This is a genomic window from Mesorhizobium sp. (genome assembly GCF_004962925.1).
GTDB lineage: Bacteria > Pseudomonadota > Alphaproteobacteria > Rhizobiales > Rhizobiaceae > Mesorhizobium.
Map to the genome: position 1 here is coordinate 2,766 of NZ_SUEO01000093.1, position 650 is coordinate 3,415.

Annotated in this window: 2 protein-coding genes; both read right to left on the reverse strand. The window is 67.2% G+C overall.

The features are described 5' to 3' along the window. A partial coding sequence (locus E5W87_RS18825) for an FGGY family carbohydrate kinase (RefSeq protein WP_292400608.1) occupies positions 1–382 on the reverse strand: 382 nt, incomplete at its 3' end. Next, positions 382–650: TOBE domain-containing protein (locus tag E5W87_RS18830; RefSeq protein ID WP_292400609.1), on the reverse strand; the 269-nt coding region annotated here is incomplete at its 5' end. The genes E5W87_RS18825 and E5W87_RS18830, both read right to left, overlap by 1 nt.

Consider the following 650-nt stretch of genomic DNA (forward strand, 5'->3'; position numbering starts at 1 on the left):
TGCCGGTCTTTTCGAAGCGCAGCCGATCCTCCGGTCGCGCCCGGATCTCCTCGACGACCCCTGCAGCGCGCGCGTCGAGCCACAGCCAACCCTTCGCGACCGGCTCACCGTCCTTGTCGATCAGCCAGGTGCCATCGCCCTGCCCGGTCACCGCGATGGCGATGGTGCGGCTGGCGAGGTCCGGCACCTTGTCGGCAAGCTGGCGCAAGGTGGTCGCGGTATCGGCCCAGGTGCGCGCCAGATCCTGCTCGGCGCCGCCGCCCGGCAAGGTGTCATACCGATTCGGCACCGCCGCAGCCGCGAGCTGCCGGCCCGCCGTGTCGAAGGCGACGGATTTGATGACAGACGTGCCGGCATCGATGCCGATCAGCACATCCCGCATCAGGCAAGCTCCATGCCGTGCGAAATGGCCATGCCGCTGGACTGATCGAAGACGTGCAGGTTTTTCGGATCGATGCTGATATTGATCGGTGCGCCAAGCTCGAGCCGGGTCCGGTCGTGTTCGACCAGGACGAGCGAGCCGCCGGCAAAATCCGCCGCGATATGCGTCTGGTCGCCGAGCCACTGGTTGGCCGAAACCGTGGCCGGCACACCGTCCTTCGAGCGACGAACCGCATAGGGCCTGATGCCGATGACGACCCGCTCCCGCT